At 46.9% G+C, this 17513-nt stretch carries 13 protein-coding genes; 3 read left to right on the forward strand and 10 right to left on the reverse strand.

What is annotated here, in order from left to right:
- Positions 1-5: 5 nt before the first annotated feature.
- The 3 genes from tssJ to L6J37_RS16065 are packed head-to-tail and all read right to left on the reverse strand — an operon-like array spanning position 6 to position 2456.
- On the reverse strand, positions 6-509 hold the full coding sequence (tssJ, locus tag L6J37_RS16055; RefSeq protein WP_237795856.1) for a type VI secretion system lipoprotein TssJ: 504 nt from the start codon (positions 507-509) through the stop codon (positions 6-8).
- Entirely contained in the window at positions 502-1851 is a 1350-nt protein-coding gene (locus L6J37_RS16060) for a type VI secretion system-associated FHA domain protein (RefSeq protein WP_237795858.1), read from the reverse strand. Before L6J37_RS16060 ends, tssJ begins: the two co-directional genes overlap by 8 nt.
- An 8-nt stretch (positions 1852-1859) precedes the next feature.
- A complete protein-coding gene (locus L6J37_RS16065) occupies positions 1860-2456 on the reverse strand; it encodes a hypothetical protein (RefSeq protein ID WP_192014464.1) in 597 nt (198 codons plus the stop codon).
- Between the two features lie 593 nt (positions 2457-3049).
- On the opposite strand from L6J37_RS16065, the gene L6J37_RS16070 reads away from it, so the two are divergent.
- Genes L6J37_RS16070 through L6J37_RS16080 form a run of 3 tightly spaced genes read left to right on the forward strand, consistent with a single transcriptional unit; the run spans position 3050 to position 8388 of the window.
- Positions 3050-4480, forward strand: coding sequence for a type VI secretion system ImpA family N-terminal domain-containing protein (locus tag L6J37_RS16070; protein ID WP_237795860.1), 1431 nt, complete (start codon positions 3050-3052; stop codon positions 4478-4480).
- A 23-nt stretch (positions 4481-4503) separates the two neighbouring features.
- On the forward strand, positions 4504-7899 hold the full coding sequence (tssM, locus tag L6J37_RS16075; protein WP_237795862.1) for a type VI secretion system membrane subunit TssM: 3396 nt from the start codon (positions 4504-4506) through the stop codon (positions 7897-7899).
- 36 nt (positions 7900-7935) lie between these two features.
- The gene (locus L6J37_RS16080) at positions 7936-8388 is read left to right on the forward strand and encodes an Lrp/AsnC family transcriptional regulator (RefSeq protein WP_370630713.1); all 453 of its coding nucleotides are present in this window, start codon (positions 7936-7938) and stop codon (positions 8386-8388) included.
- 99 nt (positions 8389-8487) lie between these two features.
- Here the strand turns inward: L6J37_RS16080 and tssG are convergent, their stop codons facing one another.
- The 7 genes from tssG to L6J37_RS16115 form a co-directional block, all read right to left on the reverse strand.
- Positions 8488-9486 (reverse strand): type VI secretion system baseplate subunit TssG, encoded by a 999-nt coding sequence (tssG, locus tag L6J37_RS16085; protein ID WP_237795863.1) that lies wholly within the window; start codon positions 9484-9486, stop codon positions 8488-8490.
- On the reverse strand, positions 9483-11231 hold the full coding sequence (gene tssF, locus L6J37_RS16090) for a type VI secretion system baseplate subunit TssF (RefSeq protein WP_237795866.1): 1749 nt from the start codon (positions 11229-11231) through the stop codon (positions 9483-9485). Before tssF ends, tssG begins: the two co-directional genes overlap by 4 nt.
- Before the next feature lie 11 nt (positions 11232-11242).
- The gene (tssE, locus tag L6J37_RS16095; RefSeq protein WP_192014474.1) at positions 11243-11653 is read right to left on the reverse strand and encodes a type VI secretion system baseplate subunit TssE; all 411 of its coding nucleotides are present in this window, start codon (positions 11651-11653) and stop codon (positions 11243-11245) included.
- Positions 11654-11721: 68 nt separating this feature from the next.
- Positions 11722-13200: a type VI secretion system contractile sheath large subunit gene (gene tssC / locus L6J37_RS16100; RefSeq protein ID WP_237795867.1), complete on the reverse strand. Its 1479-nt coding sequence runs from the start codon at positions 13198-13200 to the stop codon at positions 11722-11724.
- 11 nt (positions 13201-13211) lie between these two features.
- Complete coding sequence (tssB, locus tag L6J37_RS16105; RefSeq protein WP_237795868.1) at positions 13212-13709, reverse strand: type VI secretion system contractile sheath small subunit; 498 nt, start codon at positions 13707-13709, stop codon at positions 13212-13214.
- A 26-nt stretch (positions 13710-13735) separates the two neighbouring features.
- Positions 13736-15280 carry a type VI secretion system protein TssA gene (tssA, locus tag L6J37_RS16110; RefSeq protein WP_237795869.1) on the reverse strand — a complete coding sequence of 515 codons (1545 nt, stop codon included), beginning with the start codon at positions 15278-15280 and terminating at the stop codon, positions 13736-13738.
- Positions 15277-17229 carry a serine/threonine protein kinase gene (locus L6J37_RS16115; RefSeq protein ID WP_237795870.1) on the reverse strand — a complete coding sequence of 651 codons (1953 nt, stop codon included), beginning with the start codon at positions 17227-17229 and terminating at the stop codon, positions 15277-15279. Before L6J37_RS16115 ends, tssA begins: the two co-directional genes overlap by 4 nt.
- Positions 17230-17513: the final 284 nt, after the last annotated feature.

Consider the following 17513-nt stretch of genomic DNA (forward strand, 5'->3'; position numbering starts at 1 on the left):
CTTCCTTAGAAATAAATCTGTTCTACGCCTTGTGTACGCTCAACAGACAACACGTTATTCACCAGATTCACGTCCAGATAATAACTCTCCCGCTCTTCAATGGTGTGTATAGTCCGCCAACTTGTCCCGTTAATATCCCGAAAAGCTACTGCAAATCCGACTGCGCGTGTTTCAGGCTGAAGTTTTAAGAATTCCGTGAGTTCCTGGTCTGGCTCGAGCTGGTACTCATACCGCTTAATATATTCATCACCCAGCGCAGCTTTGTCGTTTTCAAATAATGAAAAGAAATCCAAGCTGCGAAACAGCACAGGTGAAGACAGCTCATAGATGCGTAAAATGGCCGGTGATGATGACCCGTTAGGACGCAGGTTCAGACTCTTATCGGTCATAATATGCACTTCTACTTCTGCGGTTTCAGGGATCAGCCCGGTGGTGTCTTTAAACTGCTCCCATACTGCGCACCCTGACAGTGACAGTGCGGTAACCAATGCAAAAAAATAATTACGCATTTTGCTCCTGTAACAATTCTCTGTACTTTGATTCTAGGCTTGCATCAAAGCTGTGTTGTTCCTCGGTCCGCCAATTTGACTGTTGTTCAGAAAAGTACGCCTGATACGCTTTCCAGTTCCGTTGGCTCTTCAGCCATCCCCCGCCAGCCATTTGCCTGGCTTCAAATGCCGCCGGTGACAAAGCTTCCAACTGTTGCTGGAAAATACCTTCACGCGCCTGAAGTAAGCGGGAGCGGTGCGCATCCAGCTCTTCCTGGATATGTTCTATCAACTCATAAGGCTCAAGAATCGACTGCTGGTAAAGCGACATCATACTGTCCAGTAAATGCGGTTTGGCTGCCTCGGATTCACCAGCCATCACCAAAGAGCGATGCAACTCTGCGTTCAGTGAATCCAGGCACCCTTTTAAACTCAGACCCATTTGACGAAACCAGTTCTCATCGCACAGGTGTTGCAACTCAGAGGGGATACCTAAACCTTTCAAAAACGCCTTTTCCGGTTGCAGATCGGATGTTTCAGATCGCTTTGCGATGGTACCTGCTGATTTGGGCTGAGTGGGTTGTTCCGCTACTGAAGGCTGGGTGTACGATGTTAAACGCCCGGCAGGCGCTGCTTGTTGAGTAAATTTATTCTCTGGTGATGAAAAGGTCCCCGCTTTTTCTGAAGCAGGAAAACTGCCATCTTCAACATTCCAGTTTTCCGGAATCAGGCTGGGCACGTCCATTTCAGAGTGGATGCTTTCACTATCGTCAAGAATTTGTCGTTGTGTCGCGTTGTAATCGACAAACTGTCTGGGTTCTTCATCTTCAATCAGAGACTCAGCTTCTTCATTCACTTCCTGAAGATAAGAAAGCGGTTCGGTAGAATCCGCTTTCTTATCTTGGGGCAGGAACAGCTCTTCTATCGTTCCCTCTCCTAACATTTCAGATTCAGGAGGGAGGATCAGGTTTAGACTGTCGACAGGATCATTGCTTTTCATGTCCGGCATAATATCTTCTGCCAGATTAATGTGATGCACCTCATTCTCAAATCCGGCACTGAATTCATAGCGTCCCATCGAAATAGAATCGCCTTCCTGCAGGACTGTCGGCTGACTTTTCAGCGCACGCTTACCATTGATAAAAGTACCATTAGTGCTGATATCATTGAGATAATATTCACCGTTATAACAGGTGATCAGGGCATGAGTCGCCGATAGATATTTATTATGATCATCAAGATGGAAAGCACTCTGAGCACTACGGCCGATTGTTCCGCCCTGACTGTCAAATTCCATTTGCTTTGCCCCGACATATTCTTCCGGGGCACTGTTCACTTTGAGAATGAGGGTTTTGTGCGTCATAAACGATCTTAGAATAGAAACGATAAGGAAAATTCTACGCCGCCAAGACCATCATTGACCGGCACGATCAGCGTCGCCTGAGGAGCAATCTGCAAATGCGCATCAGGGTTACTGCCCATTTTTATCACCATTCCGGCATTAAGCAGTAAGCTGGCTTCGAACGCATTATTATCAGGTAGCTGAGTACCGTACTTGAATTCATCAGCATCGACATGCCAACGTTCACTGTACTCGCTATAGGCCAGTGATATACCCGCGCCAAGGTAAGGCGTCAGCCAGCTCGCCAAGGGAATAGCGTACTGAGGCAGTACACGAAACTCATAATTGGTGACTTCCTGATAAACACCATTCTGGGGTGCAGGAATACTGTCCGCGAAATAATTCAGGCCAAACCACCAGCGCCAGCGGGCACTGTTATCATCGATAGGCCGTGTATGTACCAGTCCCCAGCGAAGACTTTGGTTCTCACCCGACTCACCTTCCTCGGCAGTCGACGTAAAATCATAGTATGCGCCAGTGACACCAAAGCGTTCACCTTTGGCAGAGGCGAAGGAAGTATGAATTAAACAATAAGCTATACAGGCTACTGTAAGAAGACGAGGCATAATGTTCGCTTTCTCTAATTTAAAAACACCTGAAAGATAAACGCATAAAAATATGAATTCAAGGCTTGATTGACGCTATCTTTAAATAAGTCATTTTTCCTATTAGATCTGTCATTTTCACTGTATGAGGTTGCGAATTGACAGAAAAATACAGGCGTGACCGGTCTGCAAAGGCCTCTCACTAAAACGCCAAACAAATCAATAAAAATTGTGAGATACTCCTCCAAAAAAATACAAATAGAAGAAAATTAAGCACAACTCTAATATATTGAATGGAAGTCACAAAAAAGAAGATGAATGATAAATAAACCTCCCCACACTCATGTTAATAAGACTCAATAACTCATCACTTAACTGTAAAAGATATTAAAAAACATAATCTTATCCATAAAAATGAACACAAATTCGTGAGCAGATATTTATCTGTGATCTTTATCCAGCAAAGTCGGCATTCATTTAGTTTAGTATAATTCTTCCGATTACAATGCATTGCACATGAATGTCATAACCGTGTTAAACACACCTAATTTGTGGCAACTAACTGCAGGAAACGACACATTACCTGGCGCCTGACTACATCATGGCGAAAGCACATGAAGGAGTTAATAAAGCTTAAAATTAGTCCGCCTTATTTTTTAGCATCTACTAATAAACTAAACATTAAGTTAGCGAGCAAGAATTCACTTCCTGCCGCAGTAACTCCTTTACTCATAATTACAAGTTTCGAAGTTGGCTATAAAACAATGAAATTCACTGATATTGCACTCAGACCAATATCGGCACAATTGCCTGTTGGTCATGACCCGAAAGAGCTCGATCTCTTTTCTGACTTAAAAAGAAACGTAAATCGATTAAGCAGTTTTGTCTCTCCAGCACCATGGAAAGAGATTTATACCGCTTCCGAATTGCTTCTGACCCAGCACAGCAAGGACTTTCGCTGTGCCAGTTACTACTGCGTCTCTGCCTGCCGTATTGACGGATTAATGGGAGCGGTTAATGGACTCAATGTTCTCAATGATCTGTCCATCGTCTACTGGCACACTGCTTTTCCTGCGGCCAATAAACCGAATGCACGCATCCAGTCTTTTGACTGGGTGGCAGAGCAAATGCCATTGGCGCTGAGCAAAATTAAAGTATCACTGAAGGATCTCCCCTTAGTGGAAGCCGGACACCACCTTGCTCTGAATATTGAGCAGGAACTTCAGCGTCAATTGGGGAAACAAGCCCCATCGCTGGGTCCGGTTCGCAGACAGTTTACTGAATGGAAAGATCAACTTGATGAACAGGCCGAAAAAGAATTAGCCAAACAAAAACAGCGTCAATTGCCAACGCCAGCACCAGCACCAGAAGTGGCAAGTCAACCAGCTGCTGAGCAGCCACCTGTCAAAAAACAGGCGGCAATACGCACTCTGCCGGCCTGGTGTTACTGGCTGGCCACAGTGTTTACACTGGGTTGCCTGGTATTTTCTATTGTCGCAGTCCGGCAATACCTGTACCAGCGTGATATTAAAACTGCAACTGCAGAGCAACTGGAAAGTATTACATCAAGGCTTATCCAGGCGGAGCCCTATTTCAAGCACAGGCTCAAAGAAGAGGTTCTGACCAGAACCCATGATCTGCTGATGGACTGGACGGCTTTTCCTGGACGTGTCTATGAGCACCAGACACTGGAAGAACTGGCAAATAACGTCAATACACTCTATCCAGACTCCATTGCAGCCAAAGAGTCTGTGAGCCAGTATCGGGCAGGTAAAGCGGCGCTGGCTCAGGATTATTTGCTCATCAACGACCAGTTCAAACGAGCCAGAACTATCATAGCTAACGCAGCACTAGTCGATGACAGTGAGAATATCTCAGCGGCCTACCGATTTAGTAATACCCTTTTTCCATTCCTTGGTCGCCTTGATTATTTGGAGAAAGGTCACATAAACCATGACGATATTTTAAAAGCACAAAAAACCTTGAGTGCCTATCAATATCGCCTTATGGAACTCACACATAATTTCGAAAATAAAAACCAATAAAAATTATTCAGGCAGGTTATATCTTGATTAGTAAACTCAAAACGCCAAGAGTATTTATCATACTCTCAGCAGTGCTGCTTTCGGTGATGTATGGCTTATTCTCATATTTCATTATGGCTTTTCCTGTCAGTCATTACCTGACATGGGGGCCAGTGGTCTTCATCTTTAGTGTAGCAATCTTGCTTCTGATCGGTTACGAAGTAAAAAAACGCAAATCACGCTCTACCAGTGATATAGAAACAGAAGAAGAAACCTTGAAGGGGCTATTATCTTCTCTGCTGAAGAGTTCCAGTCATAAACCTATTTACTTACTGTTGGGCAACAAAAAGTCAGGAAAGACATCGCTCCTGACCAGTTCTCATGCCATTAAACCCATAGATCAGAAAAATACGCTGCAAACTGATTACTTTGTCTGGCATGAGTCAGAAAAGGCGATATACATCAAACCGGCTCCACGTCTGATTTATCAAGATACATCGAATACAGATCAAACTCTCTGGAAAGCGTTTCTGGAGAAAATTGTCAGTGTTAAGCCCCGCAAACCATTTGCAGGAAGCCTGTATGTGGTGGATCTTGAATTTTTGATCACTCAAGAAGAGTCTCAGCGCGAGTATATCCTGGATATTATCAATACCCGCCTCAGCGACATCACAGGGATGACCCATACAGCCTTACCTGTGTATGTTTTCCTGTCGAAAATCGACAAACTGAAAGGCTTCAAAGAATTTGTTTCTCTCAGTCCGCTGAAAATGCAGCTTGAGCACCTTTCAATATCACTGAAAGATGCCAAAGGTACACTCAATGACGCCTTTGACAGCGGCTTTTACGCTATTCTGAGCAAGATGGAACAAAGCACGCTTGACTGTGCCGCGATGGAGCGCTCACTGGTCAACAACAGTGCACTGGTGACCTTTCCGAAACAGTTCGAGCTTTGTCATAGAATCATCCGGGATACCCTGAACAAAGTGCGGCTGGAAAAGGACGGATTTCACCTTGTTGACCTGCGGGGTCTTTACTTCACATCCAGCCATCAAGGTGGCCGAAAATACAACCTGCTCGCCAAAGGATGCAGTAATTATTTCAATGTTCCAATGATTGCGTCCGAACACGACCAGTTATCAGAGTCACCTCTGTTCACCCGCTTCATTATTGATGAGCAGGTGCTGCCAGAGGCAAACTTTGCCGGTGAAAACAAACGCCACCTGAGGCAACTCATACGCAGAAGCCATATGACGATGGCCGCTTGTGTCACTTTACTCAGTGTAAGTGGTTACTATTTCTTTACGACCACGCAAAGCAATATTTCCATTATCAACCAGCTTCTGGAAGTCGCTGATAATAAAAGTGATGATCACGAGTTCGCCAACCTGAAAAACCAGTTTGCCGTAACATCGAACGGTATTTTGCCTCTTTATCAGGCCTGGACCAACGCCAGTTATCTTCTGGACAAAAAGCTGATCGATATAAATGTCGATAAACTGGATCAGACGACACAGATTGCCTACCGGCATTTACTTGACAGCATTCACCTGCAGCTGTTGCCGCTGGTAGAAAAGCATATCCAACGGAAACTGGCCAACAGCAACCTTTCACATCAAGACAAGCTCCATTTACTGAAAATGTATCTGATGCTGAATGAAGCGGACAAACGCGATTACAGTTTCCTTCTGAAATCAATTTCGCGTCTACTCACGGATGATTTCGGCTCAGAGGGCGCATACGCCAACATACCTCAATATCTGGCGGTGTACTTCAAAACCAACTTCCCGCCTATTGAGATCAACTGGGATCTGGTTCGTACTACACGGCGAGATCTGCTGTCCCAATCCAAAGTGGATATTGCCTACAGCCAGATTCTCAACAGTGGCAGAGATGCCGATCTCGGCCAGCTCAGCATTCCAAGAGCAATAGGTTTCAATTTTGGTGAAATTTTTGATAATGAAAAAAGCAATCTTAATGAACTGAACATCAACAAAATTTATACCGCAACCGGCTTTACCACTTTCTATCGCCCTTTATCGGAGTCTTTATCGCACGATTTGATTGCCGACAACTGGGTGCTGGGTTTGTCAAATAACACTCTGCCGTCGGACGAAGAGCTTAAAGCCTTTCAGGCCAAGGTGCGCCGCAAATATACTGACGACTATATCAATGTCTGGCGTACAGCCATTAGCGATTTACGCTTTGAGCAGTATGACAACATAGTTGAAATAACCAATGCGATTGACACTCTGTCAGGCCCGACATCGCCGTTAAGCACCATACTGAATCTGTTGTATACCAACACCAAATATTCGCCAGAAGCTGGTGCACTGGCTCAGATGACATTGAAGGATGAACGCCTCAACCAAGCGGTAGATCTGTTAAAAGACTCGGCAGAGAAAGTGATCGAGCCTGACTATGAGTTGATGAAAAGGGTCGAAAAAGCTTTTGCCGTTATCAATACCCTGCAAACCAGTGAAACAGAAAACTCACAAGCTCCGTGGGATCAGGTAATCAGTTCGCTCAGCAATCTGCGAGCCTATCTGAAACAGATCACCGATGCGCCAAATGTACAGCAAGCAGCCTTAATAGCCGCCAAAGCCAGAATGCGTGAAACCGCGGCGGATCCCATTGTTCGCTTGAAGCAGGTCGCTCAAAAAGCGCCCGAACCTGTAAAAAGCTGGCTGAATGAAATCGCCCATCAGGCGTGGGCTGTCTTGCTGGCTGAATCACAATTGGGTATTCAGGAGTTATGGACCAGTAATGTCTACAGTAAATTTGAACTGGTTGGTCAGAACAAATATCCGTTCACCAAACATGCTGAAACTGAGATTTCGCTGACCGATTTCGAAGAGTTTTTTGCTGCGCAAGGCACCCTGGACAGCTTCATTGATGACACGCTTTCGCCTTTCTATGACACAAATTTGTGGCAGGCCAAACGTGTTGATGGCGAAACATTGCAGCTATCGCAAGAAATGATCACCCAGATGAAGAACTACACCATGATCAAGAATGTGCTTTTCGATCCCACGTCGAACAAGTTCAACATCGATTTCAGTTCACGCTTTATCGATCTGGATTCCAGCGCAATACGGGCCAGCCTGAACTTCGGTGGTGAAAGTCTGGATTATTACCATGGCCCGGCAAAGAGTAAACAGTTTGTGTGGCCACCGGAAAGTAACGAGTTTTTCGTGAACGTCAACATTCAGGACATCACGTCCAGCGGCGAGCAACACAGAAAAGCAAAGGAAGGTTTTTGGTCCATTTTCCGACTGTTAAATGAGTCGCAGCTCGAGCCTACATCGGATGGTGGATTCAACGCGGACATTCTTGTTTCAGGGCGACACATGACGGTAAAAATCAAACCGTCTAACTCTAATAATCCGTTCCTTTTACAAGAACTGTATAACTTCTCTGTTCCAAGAGATATCCAATAAGTTGGTAGCTTAGGTTAATCAAAGTCGAGAATAATGATAATGAATACTTTACACAGCAACAGCATTGACCGAATTGATAGGAAGATATTGTCAAACCTGCTGATTAACGGACGTGAATCGATCGCAAATATGGCCCGCAATGTGGGCCTTTCCAGAACCGCCGTCGCTGAGCGGATTACGCGAATGGAGAAGTCCGGTGTGATCGAAGGTTACACGGCCAAAATCGGGACCCAAAAAAGCGCAACTATGACCAGCTGTTACCTGCTGATCAAATGCGAAAATGGCTGGAAGAAAAAAGTGTGCGACAGCCTGAGAGAAATTCCGGAGATTAAATCCATCAGTGTCGTCGGTGGTGGATTTGACATCATCACTTTACTGGAGGCAGCTTCATTACACCTGATGAACGAACTGTGTGATGAAGCAGAAAACATTGTCGGCATTAAGGAGCTGCATACCACAGTCGTATTCCACAGCCCTATTTGCCGCTAAAGCGCCTGCTTCACCCTTAGCCGCTTCATTTCGGCATTTGCCCTCCTGGCACTCCGCCATGCAGTCAAGACTGCAGGTAGCAGAGTGCCAGGTACTCATCTAGACAGCGCCGATGATCACCACTGTCTGTTTATCACCTTGCACGTTACCCAACCAACTGACTTGTCCCAGCCGGTTCGCTTCCTTCGAGCCCAAAATGCTGGCTGGTAATCCATCCGATTTCACTTCCAGTTTCAGATCCCAGGCCATAGGGTCGCGCAATACAAAACGCATCAGCTCTTTGAGTAACCCGTAACCTTGTTCACCCGGCAGGAAGTGACAATATTGCTCATAATCCAATTCATGAAAGACCAGATTAAATTTGCCTGTAATATCGGTGAGGTGATCACCCAAGTGATAATCCTGGCCCAGCACACAGTTCACATGCCCTAAACGGTTCAGCTGTGAAGGGGCAATTTTCACCCGGCGGGGTACCCACTGCTCAATACTGACTTTTGCCAGATTAAAGCAATGGGCCACAATGCCTGACACCAGGTTCGGAGAACGCGTTCTTGAAGATAACTGACCGATATAAGACAGCAGTTTTGCCCGGTCGAAGTTAAAATCACTGTCTTCGCTGAGGTCAGAAGAAATACCAACCAGGTTAAACAGATTACGGGACAGCGGGTCGACCGCCCCGGATTCGTACCGGACATGGTATCGGTATTTTTTCCATATCCGGTACAAGTGTGAGAGATACCTGTGATGAAAGAAATCGAAAAAATCTTTCACCGGGTTGTCTTCGCCTTCCCGGCCGGCCAGCTTTTCTGTATATGCAGTGGGTAAAGGTGAGCCGGTACCGTGCAGACCACCGAAATTCACCGTCAGGCTGGGAACATCCCTGTTATCCCATTGCACAGACTCAAACTGCGAAATATCAGAGCGGGGAAAACCCAACTCAGGCGAAATGCGAAACCGCAGAAACTCCTGCTGCGGTGTTTTCGCCTGGCCTACAGAGGCAAATTGTACGGATGTTTTCTTTTTCTCAGCAGCCTCCAGTAAATAAACGGCCTGAAAAAAAGCATACTCATGGCTGGACTGATTGATCTTATCTATCATATCACCGCCTGTTTGCCCTGATTGCCGTCCCACCGGTACACTTCGCCGGTTTTCACATCAATCACTTCCAGTTCAGAAAATGAGTTAATGCTGGAATACAAAGAGAAAAACTCATTCAGGATAGACACCAGCAGGTACATATCTCCTTCATTGGCAAACATGGATGAATCCATTTGCAGTACAATCTGGTTACCCCGGATCGGTAAGCCACGGAATATACGCTCTATGGGCTTCATGTTAATGGCTTTAATGCCGTTTAAGCGGTTAGCCGACGCGCGCTGAGACTGCCTGTCACTGCGTGAATGAAAGTCGTAAATACTCAGCATCATTTTCAGCACATCAGCATCAATTAAAGACAGGTAGTTCAGTGACATATTGGCAATCAGCTGCCAGTGCAGACTGCTGTCAATTTGCGGGCTGACAGAAACAGTCGGCTTGGTCAGATTGGTGAAATTGGCATAGTTAGGCGACTTATGGGTAGAAAATGTAATGTCACCGGGGGCCAGCCGTTGCGGCAGTTTACCGTTCGTGCAGGTTAATTTAATCAGTACCGTTTCAGTTTCAAGATTGGCGACACCGGCATTGTGATCAAAAAAGGAAATATAGTGTGACAAACCCTTCCCTGAAACATGTTCCGAGACTTTGACATTGTAGTAATGGCGATTGTTATCAATCCCTAACTGATGCTCAAACGACTCAAACGGCAAATAATCAACCTGACGACGATTTTCATTACTCCAGCCCCGGACCTGATTGACGGAATACACTTCGAAGTTATTTTGCCGGGTTGTTTGCGGACGAACACGGTACTCAGTGCGCTTATGATCCAAACGGATCGGATCAGCATCCAGTTCGAACACATTGGCGATTGGTGTGCAGAACAGCCGCAAATTTTTCTCTCGTATCGTCACTTCTGACGGTAAAGAGCGCGAAAAATTAAACACCAGGCTCATGGTATTCTGGCTGGGTACACCACTGAGCCATTCCAGACCATCGACATCAAAGAACATGAATTTGTCCGGCATCGAAAAATATTCCTGGATTAATCGATAACCGGAAAAGGAATTTGGCCCGTAGGGTAATAAAGCTTCATCTTCTGAAAAACCCACTTTCTTTATACAAGAAGCAGGTAAACGCTGACTTCCTCCTCCCGCAAGCTTGACATCAACACTGTCTAGATAGCGAAATAACCACAAATACAGTATGCGGGAGATATGCAATTCACCGTGGATATGGAAACGTAATTTATCTAACCCAATGCGTGATAACTCTACCCCTGTGTCGGTTGATAAGGTGACATTGAGGTGGCTGTTCGAGCGTGTATTCTGCTGAGTCACGGAATTGATCGACAGTGGATACAAATCGACATCGTAACAGGTGCGGAACTGGCACTGCGTCTCATCGACCTTTTCGCTGGCCATTTCATGGCCACGCGTCACTGTGCTTTTCTGCGATACACTCCCGGCATAGGGGATCATCTGCGCAATGCACATTGAAGGCACAGAACGTAAATAATGCGGCCACAACAGAGATATCAGGGATTGGGTCAGCTCAGGAAGCTCATCATCCAGCTTCTGACGTAATTTGCCGTTCAGAAATGCAAAGCCTTCCAATAAGCGCTCCACATCGGGATCATTGCTGCTTTCCGACAGGAACTTAGTCAGCTGAGGGTGGCTTTTCGAAAACTCAGAACCCGCTTCTTTAAGAAACGAGAGTTCATCCTGAAAATACTTGCTATAAGTCATGTTCGTCGTCTCTACACTGAAAACTTGCCGTCTACACCAACCGACAGATCAATGTTCATTCTGGTTTTCTTATTGTTATGAAAAACTTCACCATTAACGGCAAACCGGAGCTGGAGCGGATCATCGGTGTGGGGAACATATCTCACCACGACGCCGGCTAATCTTGGCTCAAACTTTTCGATGGTGGCTTTCACACTGTTTCTGATTTCCCGGACGATATTGGATTTATCGGCCAAAACATCATTAAAATCAGGCAGGCCATAATCTTTGGCTATCATTGCATTGCCCGAATGGGTATTGAGCAAATCTGCCAGATGATGATGAATCGACTCAATCAGAAACTGTGTCGACTCCACAGCATCATAGCTGTTCTTTGCTTCGCCCATCTCAATGCGCTCGAGTAATCGGTAACCTTTATCCATAGACAGATTTCGAACGGCAGACCATCTTAGAGTCATTCGACCTGACAATAGCTGCCGTTCGCCTTTACTTAGTTTTGATCCAGTTTACCGACCAGAGACAATTCAAAACTGGCGCCCATGTACTTGAAGTGCGGACGCACAGCAAGAGACACACGGTACCAGCCCGGATCGCCTTCAACATCTGATACTTCAACCCTTGCGGCACGCAACGGACGACGGCCACGTACTTCTGCCGGCGGATTTTCCTGATCAGAGACGTACTGACGAATCCACTTGTTCAGTTCAATTTCAAGATCAGTACGCTCTTTCCACGATCCGATCTGCTCACGCTGCAGCACTTTCAGATAATGCGCCAGGCGGTTGATAATGAACATATACGGCAGCTGAGTCCCTAACTTGTAGTTCGTTTCAGCGGCTTTACCTTCTGGTGAGTTACCAAAGAATTTTGGCTTCTGCACAGAGTTGGCTGAGAAGAATGCCGCGTTGTCAGAACCTTTACGCATCGTCAGTGCAATAAAACCTTCTTCAGCCAGTTCAAATTCACGGCGGTCAGACACCAGAACTTCTGTCGGAATTTTGGTTTCAATGCGACCCATCGACTCAAAGTTATGCACCGGCAGATCGTTCACCGTACCGCCGCTTTGAGGACCGATGATGTTCGGACACCAGCGGAAATTCGCAAAAGAATCGGAAATACGGGAAGCCAGCGCGTAAGCAGAGTTACCCCACAGATAATGATCATGGCTGCCTGATACCGTTTCGTTGTAGTCAAACGCCTTAATCGGGTTATCTGCAACAGAATACGGCGCACGCAGCATGAAACCTGTGGTACACAGGCCCAGATAGCGGGAGTCTTCATGTTCACGCAGACCGCGCCATTTAGTGTACTGAGGGCCTTCAAACACCGATTTCAAATCTTTCAGGTTTGGCAGCTCTTCATAGCTGTCGACACCAAAGAACTGTGGACCCGCAGAGGTAATGAAAGGTGCGTGAGACATGGCACCTACGTTCGCCATGTATTCCATCAGTTTGATGTCCGGTGAGGTTGACGACATCTTAAAGTCACAGATAACCGCACCCACTGGCTTACCACCAAACTGACCGTATTCGCGGGTATAGATTTGCTTGTACAGACCAGATTTCACCACTTCCGGGGCATCATCAAAGTCATCAAGCACTTCATTCTTCTTCGCTGAAATGACTTCGATCTGAATGTTCTCGCGAAAATCAGTCTGATCAACCAGGTACTTCAGTCCACGCCAAGAAGACTCAATGGCCTGAATTTCCGGCGCATGCAAAATGGCATCGACTTGAGCCGACATTTTCTGATCGATTTCAGAAATCATCAGATCGACCAGCGACTGATCAACTTTATCGGATACATTTTTGCTCAGCAGTTCAGAAATGAATGCTTCAACGCCACGTTTTGCAACATCAAAACCTTCATCAGATGGCTTGAGCCGGGTTTCATTCAAAATACTGTCTAACAGTGAGCCGGATTCAGCCAGTTGTGCATCCTGCTCCGGAGTCATAGCTTCAGTTGTCATGTGCCACCTGTTTATTCTTCGTTATTAGAGTTGATGCTCAGCTCGCTGAGCAGCTTGCTGCGTGCTTCATCATCCTGCAGCACCTGCGCAATACGTTTGCGGAATGCCGGCACGTTACCCAGAGGACCTTTAAGTGCGACCAGAGCTTCACGCAGTTCCAGCAGGCTGCTCAATTCAGGCACCTGGCGGGCAACGGCTTCCGGTGAAAAGTCTTTGATATTTTTAAAGGTCAGATCAACGCCCATTTGTGCGCCTTCTTCACCGCTTAAACGGTTATCAACGTTGACTTTGACATTCGGTGCATAGGCACTCAGCACGTCATTAAAGTTATCTTTATCAATGTTGATCGGATCACGGTCTTCAATTGGGGTCTCGTCATCACGACCCGTAAAATCACCAATCACCATCATGCTCAGGGGAAGTTCGACTTCTTCCTGAGCATCACCTGTCGCAGGAACATATCGGATATTAATTCGCTCTTTAGGAGCGACTGAACCATCTTTAGACATAACTTGTCCTTCTTAGCAGCTATATGTTAATGAACGGCCGCGAGCCATTCTCTGTACTTAGCGGGAAACGCATCTTCCCGTGAATAAATTTGAGTCAGCGTTAAAGACAGTAACTGCTCCAGTTCGGCATCCAGAGTCGGTTCCCAGTAACTCAAATTAATGCGTTCTCTTTCTGGCCAGATCACTTCCAAATGCGGCAGCGCAATACTGTGCAGCCCGTTATGGTGCAGTAACCTGGCCAATTGCAGATGCAAGAGAAATTTTGAACGCCCTGACTGAGCGTCATCCAGTAACGAAGAGGCTGAAACCAAAAGCTGTCCCAGTTCAGCACCTTCAAGAATGTTATCCCCGCTGTCACCCAGCAGCTCAGCGAGCCCTTCATGGCTGGAGGACGCGGACGTTACTGACGGCGCCGCCAGCCATTGGCGGGTTGCCTCATCAGCAAATGGGGTTTCGTCGTCAAACCTCAGCGCGTCGATACCGGTTAACCGTGTGGTAAAACGCCGTGTCTCTTCGCGCACGGACTCTGCAGCCTGGTAAAATCCCAGCTGTTTGAGCATGTCATGCATCAGGCGCTGGCCGGTCAGCCAGAACGGGGTATTGCGCAGGCTTTTTTCAAGCCGGCGGTAATGTTCAGAAGCCGACTGATTGACCAGTGCCGACTCATAATCCGACAAGGTATCTTTGCTCACCGGCAGTCTGAGCGGCGTTTTTCCTTCGGCATCGTGAGGAGGCAATTCATCAATGTCCATCCAGGTCACAAACCGGCCCACCTGGTAGGCAAGCGACATGTCTGGGCTCTGGTGCAGTAAATGTTCTGCCATCTGCTCCAGCGATTTTTTATCCGCCTCACCACTCAAGACGCTGGTCTTGGCTAGAGAAGCAGATGGCGTTACTTTTTGCGTCGGTGCAGCGGAGGCAGACACAGGTTCTGGTCTTGAAACCGCTTTAGGCTCAACCACAGATGCCGACCCGTCTGCCAACTGGCCATTTTTTGGTTCTGCTACGGGCTGGGGTGATGCCGCCGGTTCCCCGAGAGAATTGCTACTGGTGGTCAACGCGTTGCGCGCATTGATCAGGGACGCCTCTGAGCCTTCAAAGGCCTCACCCATGGCAAAACTAATGTCCTGGCACAAGGCTGCGCAGGCTTGCAGCTCAGACTGGACAGGATTGCTGAGCTTGCCTGCAATCAGTTCAATCTGGTTATCCAGCCATTCGATAGCGCCATCCCGGCCACGCGCTCGTGCCGGGTACAGCGAACTGCCATACTGTTCCAGCGCAGATTTCAGTAAAGTCAGTCCGGCCTTCAGCCCTTCGCAACCGTAATGCTCTGCCCACGCGCGCGCGATGTAAGCCATGGCTTTCAGATCTTTACTGTGTTGTAACAGTACAGTGTCAGCCTGCTGTTCAACGACTTGCCAATCCACCGTTTCACCAAATAATGAACCGAACTTTTTGACTTCCGCTTCCATCAGCTCGTAGCACAGTTCATAACGGGCATCTTCACCGACCGGAAGCCCGGCATCGATTGGTGACAACAGTCCATCTAATCGGGCATTGAGTTCACTCATGTCTCCCACTCCCAGTCAGGCAAAACAACAGACGTAACATTATTGGCATTGATACTGAGTGCCCCGGCTTTAAAGCGGCTGGCCTGGCTTGCTTCAATATCCTGTTTAAGCTGGGCTTTGATGCTGTCCACTCTGTCAGGCGCAAAGGTTTTCACATCCTGATAAGCCTGCTGAATAATATTTTTTTCGACGACCAGATCGGACTGCAGAGACTGGCGGAGTATGTACTCACCGCGGCGTGCATATAGCAAAGCTCCCATACTCCGGATGTCCTTACTTTCGGGAAACACCTGCTGGGCACTTTCGATCAGGCCGGCGGCATCTTTAAATTGCGCTTTATCCATGAGCTGCGATACCCGGGATAGAATTTTGGTGACAGTCTGATACCGGACTTCGTGCGAATAGTAATACGCGTTGGCCGTTGCTCTTTTCCATGACGCTTCAAACGCTTTACGGGCAAACACCACATCGCCCAACTCCAACAGATTCAAGGCTTCTTCTGGCGTTACTGCGTTTTCACTGTATAAACTGGCGTTTTGCAACAGGGTATTAATTCTCGCCTGGGCACTCGACAGCTGCTTTTCAATGTGAACTTTGTCGCTGTCTTTACCGCCCTGCATTAATCGCCGCATGACGATTAATTCATTCTTGATGGCCTGCAATTGATCACGACGTTCTGCATTGGTTGCTCTTTCCTGCTCAAACACCGGGCTCATCTGCTGATAAATCAGCTTTTCCTGCGCTGATTTTCTGCGGTCATATTCTTCAACTACCGAGACGGCTGTCTTTGATAAATCTGGCGTCTCTGAGGTAAATTCATTCAGAAACTGGTAGCTATACCAAGAAGTATCATCAGGCTGAAAAACCTTGCCGTCATAAGAAAAGCTGGCTGGCTGGCTGCTCTGATAGCTATCGCGTGCAAAAAAATAAGCATGGCGAATCACCAGAAACGCCACCAGCACCAGCGTGGCACCAATGAGAGTAATTTCTAACGAACGCCACCCATCAATCGCATTCACCAGGTCGTGCTTTCGTCTGCTCAATACCAGATCGGCATTGCGCATATTGTTAAAAATAGGAGCATTGGACAACGGCGTTTCTGTGTCAATCTGACCCAGGATCTGCGCAAAATGAATCGGCGAAAAACCATGACTGCGTGGTTTGCCTATCACGGTTTTAATGGCTTTCCAGGCATGTGGCGGAATGACCACTGGCCGTTTCTGACCGGTTATCACTTCGCCAATCTCCGGGCTTGCCGCTACGCCCAGAAACAGGCAATAGGCCATGACTGCCAGGGAATACACATCATCTTCAGGTTGCCCGATTCCGGAGCGGATATAGTCGGGTGAGGCATAATTCAGACTGGCTTCCACATGATCATTGGTTTCACCGGTATATTGTGCAGCGCCAAAATCAACCAGACGAACGGCATCGTCAGCACCGATCAGCACATTAGAGGGCTTCACATCCAGATGGCACACACCTTGTGTATGGGCATAGTCCAGTGCACCGGCCAGCTGGTAAATCAGCCAGGCAATATGGTCGGCACGAAAACCACCGTGGCTGTGGCGACTGACTTTCTGGGCCAGATTTTCCCCGCTTACCCATTCCATGAAGAAATAAGGCGTGGAAAACTCATGTCCGACTTTGATGTACTTCACAACATTGGGGTGCTGACAAACCTCAAGCTTTGTTGCCTCGCTCAGCAATGCCTTTTCAGCGCCTTCATTGCCCCGCTGTAATATCGACTTACAGCAAATGATTTTATTCGGATCGGTTTTATCGGCTAATTTATACAGCACAGTGCCACGACCCGGCTTGGTGATCGTCTCAAGAATATCGAACTTGGCTCGCAAGCTTTCCTCAAGAGAAGGTCTGCTCGCAAGATCCAATTCCTTTTGACGTTTCTTTTTCTTTATCAGCGCGCGGTGAATGACATCGTCAATCACAGACACCTTTTGATTGCCAGATTCAGACAAAGGGAAAAACCAGCCATAAAACCAATAGATGGCGAGAGTTTAGAGTTGTCTTATTAAGCATTTCAATAGCCGAATAACATTCCGACTTTTTGATGGTCAAGAAAGTCATTTTCACTATAAAAAAGCTCATAATGAAACAGGGTGATGAGTGGCTTTTGCACAGGTAAATCGGCCTGAAATAAAGGGATGTTGACATTGATCCCAAATAATTTTTCCAGCCATAAATTCAAGCAGCTTGAAATAAAAAATAAACT

This window comes from Photobacterium sp. WH77 (assembly GCF_022014395.1).
GTDB classification, from domain to species: domain Bacteria; phylum Pseudomonadota; class Gammaproteobacteria; order Enterobacterales; family Vibrionaceae; genus Photobacterium; species Photobacterium arenosum.